This is a genomic window from Gammaproteobacteria bacterium, assembly GCA_027296625.1.
Classification (GTDB): Bacteria; Pseudomonadota; Gammaproteobacteria; order JAKEHO01; family JAKEHO01; genus JAKEHO01.
Genome location: JAPUIX010000136.1, coordinates 1 through 4,235, shown reverse-complemented (window position 1 = coordinate 4,235; position 4,235 = coordinate 1). Strand labels below are relative to the sequence as shown.

The following is a 4,235-nucleotide window of genomic DNA, read 5'->3' as shown; positions in this document are numbered from 1 at the left end:
CAGAGGGCCGAAATCGCCTCCCTGAACGAAGAAAACGAGCAGCTGTACGACATTATCGTCACGCTCCTCCAAACCATCAATGCGGGCAACCTGGGCGGACTGAGCAAAACGATACGGGAACTCGTCCTGAAGGTCTCCTGTATCGTTGAGGGGGATCCAGATCAAGGGAGGGCACCAGCGGTCGAAGCGATTGCGGAGGATGCGGACGCAGTGGTCGAACCCAAGGTTTCGAACATCGCCGCCGAGGCGAGCGACGAATCGGCCGAGACCGGGGCATACGCTGAAACCGACTTGCCGAACAGTCCCGCTCCGGCCAAATGCGAACTGAATGACATAATAGAGCGGGTGAGCGATATGGCCAGCAAGATCGAGGTCGAGCAATCGCTGGCTGGTGACCAACGAGCGGCGGAAAACGAGGCCGAGAATGCGCCCCTGTTTCGGTAGCGGCGCATTGCGAATCGGTAGGGGCACCACCACTGTTTCGGTGACCCATGGCCGACCGTAAGTAGGTCAGCCGCATGGTCGGCTAAAATGTGCAGACCGCGGTGGACATCAGCGGATGAGCCGCTCTGGCCCATCGAATGACCCCGTTAGGTCGGATAACGCTCTAATTTCCGTGAAGTCGGACTGCGATACAATATTGTTTCTTTACTCTTATGCGGGAGCATAGGTCTTCTGCCTTCAATCGATTCGCCACATAGCCAGCCAATACTCGGTAGAAAGTGCCACGGTTCTCGATATTTACCTGCCGCACGTGCATACGCATGTCTGATAATAGCTCGCCATTAATCCTGCTCAACCTGGCCCATTCTCTCGCTGTATCATGTCGAGATCTGACTGATGACAGATGCAGAGCATACTGGACACGACCATTAGGAATCGAAGATTTCTGGCCGCGCCTTGGCTTTCGCCCCGGTAAAACGCTTGTTGATTTCGGCCTATCGTTATTGAGGCGAATGACAACCTGCGCATTTCCAAGGTCTTGAGTGTCGAGTCCCTTTTGCCTCGCGTGTGTCATGGCATCCGAACGTTCTTCATCGGTCATAAATCTTTTGACAGCTTCGCGTCGACGCAATGCCCGTTTGCGTGCGTCACCTTCAGGAAAATGCTCCGCGGCGCGGGAGTACCAGATAAATGCCTCGACATCATCCTGCTCAACTCCTTGACCGGTCTCGTACATGACACCAAGGTTATACTCTGCCAAGGCATCGCCGCGTTGCGCATTGAATCGAAAATCGGTTAGGGCGGTCGCGTAATCACCCTTTACATAAGCCTGCCATCCAATTTCTATCGCACCCACTCTGACGCTGCTGATGCCGAACGTCAAAATGCAAACCGCTGCAAAACAACACCAGTATTGATGAGCCGCAATAGGCTTCGGCGGCCTCGGTAGGGGCAACGGGGTGCGTCTGGAGGCAGACTCTTCAGCAGCTACTAACATCAAGGATTCCAAGGATGCTGTATCCGAGAGCGCGGCATGAGATCGTCGTCGCGCCTGACGCGGCGTCAAGTCAATGGGTTTGATCTCCACTTGATGAGCAAGAGAAATCTACTCCGAAGATCTATGTCCATAGCAGGTTAAAAATATCTTACCGAACAATTTTAAAAATTCGATCCATTAGTCCCGCGGTTCCCAAATGAGTTCGTGATTTGACGACATCAGAGTGTGTCTTCGAAATAAAATTCAAAGCGTTATAGGCGTATTCTGATGTAGATATGGCTCACCTGTTAGATGAATCAAAGATGGGGATCTGAGGCTGGGTTATGACTGTCGGCTGAAGCTTGAGTTCCACGTTTCCAAGGTCACTTTAGACGCTGATTGTTGCCGTACCGGGAACTGGATGATGCATACGGACTGACCGATATTGCGCGCCGGCGCGTTCTAAACGAGGGGCATTGAACCAGCGGTCGTGCTGAAGATCCGCGGTTGGATTAGACTGAGCAATTGGCTTCGGCCCAAGTCAGGGCCCGAGATTATCGGCGACTTGGCAGGCCTCAGGATTGGGCAGGATTCGGCTCAGCAGCGACGATGCAGACCTATTCAGCTCGCCCGGGTGATCCCTCAAATATTTGACCGTTAGATCGACAAACTTGGCAATATCATACGCAGTTTGCGATGCACATGCGTTTCCATGCATCGCATCAACCGATATCCTGATCTGGTCCGAGGCGCCTGCAAGATAGCCCATGCAGTATCCCTTGCCGAAGTAGGAGCCCTGGGATGAGCACATGTCCAAAATCAAGTGCCCGTCGGCGAATGGGGGCCCTGCGTGACTTTGCTTCACGGTCCCCACGACACTAATGAGGCAAGCGACGAGGAGCACGCTGAAGGATGCCTTACGGGAGAACGCGTGGTTCCAACGACCGAGATGGAGACAAACTATATCTTTCATTTTATGTTGCCTGGATAGATACGATTGTGACCGCTTATAAGGTGTTACGGTTATTAATGCCTTAACTCAGCGAGTAAATTGTTGGGACGGGTCGCGTCACCCGGCGTAAGATCTCCAGCGCAGCTAGCGCATCTTCCGACCTTCCGGGACCGTCCCGGCGACCACCTCGACGTTTACGGCGTACCGGACGTCGCCCCGCTGCACCACCTCATCCACCAGTCTGTCTCGGCTTGATTTCCCGGATTTGCCACCGGCAAGCGTTCGCGCAGGTGCTTGCTGTCGGGGTGACTGGGCTGGCAGGCCAACACCTTTTCGAGCGCCGCTCCAGGTAGGCAGCAAAGGCTTGCGGTTCGTGTACTTGATGCGGTGTCGTCGCCGGCCTCGGGCGCAAGGCCCGACTCGCACGTCGCCGTGGCCGGTCATGAGATTCTCTTGAACCGTCAAAACTCGGCTCCCCAACGTGAGCGAACAGGCTTGGGTTGAGCAATTACACAAAGTTACAGTTTATTAACTATCTCAATGTTTATTTACGATAGCAATGTAAAGAAATGTAAGGCCTTCGGGAACGACATATCCATTGGTAAGCGTCGCCTCCATTCACCGAGCGCTACTGCGATAGGAGAACGTACAGTGAGTTTTCACAGCCAGACAATCGAATCAGTTCAATCTGGTCAGTACCAGCAGCACAATTCAAAACCAGACATCCAACTGGGCGGTGCAGGTCCGAAAGGAACTGGCAGCGATACCATGAGGTCTGAGATTGTCGATTTATGGCAGACATGGGAGGCTATGCGTCGTGATATGCTGTTTCCCGTGTTGGGCACGCACACTGCGAATCTTTGCAGGAAATTCGGGGATAGCGTAATCCTACTCGACTTACGCCGTCACGATTTGGAACCGACGGTCTCCTTTGCAGGCCGTATGTACTGCAAAGGCATCAACGAAAATCCGGCGGGTTCGCTCATCTCCGAACTAGACCCTGGCTCACTTATTTTCGAAATCACCACAAAGTATCATGACGTAGTGGCGGATGAAGCTCCGATCGCATTTGACGTTAATTGCGAGGGCATGATGCTGCCCATGAACGTCATTCTGCTTCCATTCAGTAAGGATGGAAAAACTCTGCACTCAATTCTTTGTATCGGAGTGCCCAACAAAAAGCTTTGCGGCAAAACATTTTCCGCGGTTCCGATCGACGATCATTCGGGATCGCCCCACAACGGGTGGAAAGACGCCAAGCAGGAAGATGGCCAGTTTGTCCAGGTGCTCGAAGAATGTCGATCCTTGGCTCGTACTTTTGAAGCCGGAACCGCGCGCTCAGCCGAGCAATTATACGACGTCCTAAGGAAAGCCTACGAGCTCTGGACCATAAGTCGGAATTTTCTTAATGAATACAAAGAGTTGTGTGCTGCTGCTGGCATAAAAGTTCAAAAAAGGGCGCCGTACACACCAGTTCTCAAGTTGGTGTTCGGTAAGGATTACGACCGCTCCAGGCTGTCCGAGTATGCCGCGTGTATCAGCTATGCCAAGCGAATGGATCATTCGCCAAGCACCCTCGTCGGCTTCATCACGGCAACAGAAGGCGGGATAAAAGGCTGCGCCAAGGCCGAGCGCGAGCTGTCCGGCTCGGCAAAACGGCATGCTCCCCGGAACCTAGACACGGTGTACGAGCGGCTCAGGAATGTTCCTCGAATCGCCAGCTTTTCTTGTGAAATCGAAAATTCTGGCGACGAGTTCTATCTTTTGCTTGGTAGAAAATGTCAGGAAGACAACAACATGATCGAGGTTATACAGATATTGGACGAAAAGACATTGCCGCTAAAACGCGTCTTCGAGAAGATA

At 52.9% G+C, this 4,235-nt stretch carries 5 protein-coding genes; 2 read left to right on the top strand and 3 right to left on the bottom strand.

Annotated elements, in window-relative coordinates; translation table 11 throughout:
* The coding region (locus O6944_07910) for a hypothetical protein (GenBank protein MCZ6719056.1) at positions 1-444 on the top strand (444 nt) is incomplete at its 5' end.
* A 163-nt stretch (positions 445-607) separates the two neighbouring features.
* Here O6944_07910 and O6944_07905 read toward each other — a convergent pair.
* From O6944_07905 to O6944_07895, 3 genes are all read right to left on the bottom strand, one after another.
* Positions 608-1,327 carry an SPOR domain-containing protein gene (locus O6944_07905; protein ID MCZ6719055.1) on the bottom strand — a complete coding sequence of 240 codons (720 nt, stop codon included), beginning with the start codon at positions 1,325-1,327 and terminating at the stop codon, positions 608-610.
* A 634-nt stretch (positions 1,328-1,961) separates the two neighbouring features.
* On the bottom strand, positions 1,962-2,393 hold the full coding sequence (locus tag O6944_07900; protein ID MCZ6719054.1) for a Rap1a/Tai family immunity protein: 432 nt from the start codon (positions 2,391-2,393) through the stop codon (positions 1,962-1,964).
* Between the two features lie 123 nt (positions 2,394-2,516).
* Complete coding sequence (locus tag O6944_07895) at positions 2,517-2,837, bottom strand: hypothetical protein (protein MCZ6719053.1); 321 nt, start codon at positions 2,835-2,837, stop codon at positions 2,517-2,519.
* A 186-nt stretch (positions 2,838-3,023) separates the two neighbouring features.
* Between O6944_07895 and O6944_07890 the strand changes: the two genes are divergently transcribed.
* Positions 3,024-4,235 (top strand): hypothetical protein (locus O6944_07890; protein ID MCZ6719052.1); only part of this gene is annotated, 1,212 nt, incomplete at its 3' end.